The sequence below is a fragment of the Haladaptatus sp. AB643 genome (assembly GCF_024136975.1).
Lineage (GTDB): Archaea > Halobacteriota > Halobacteria > Halobacteriales > Haladaptataceae > Haladaptatus.
Map to the genome: position 1 here is coordinate 1 of NZ_JAMYJW010000044.1, position 294 is coordinate 294.

Consider the following 294-nt stretch of genomic DNA (forward strand, 5'->3'; position numbering starts at 1 on the left):
CGCGGACGATGGGGATGAGCACGCCGCGCATCCTGTTCAAGGACGTCATCCCGAATTTGATGCCGTTCGTGTTGGTCAACTTCGCCAACGCCGCCCGCTACGTCGTCTTCACCTCTGTCGGACTGGCCTATCTGGGCATCCTCCCCACGTCGGTGCCCAACTGGGGCGTCGATTTGAACAACGCCTATAAGCAGGCCGGGGCGTTGGTTGGCACAAGCGCACTGTATCAGCTCATCGTCCCGATGATCATGATCATGGGTATCGCCCTGTCGCTCATTCTGCTCGCACAGGGCT

1 pseudogene is annotated in these 294 nt (G+C 59.9%); it reads left to right on the forward strand.

The annotated features are described in order from the left end of the window. Positions 1–14 precede the first annotated feature (14 nt). A pseudogene (locus NKF25_RS24105) lies at positions 15–294 on the forward strand (ABC transporter permease); the annotation flags it as partial.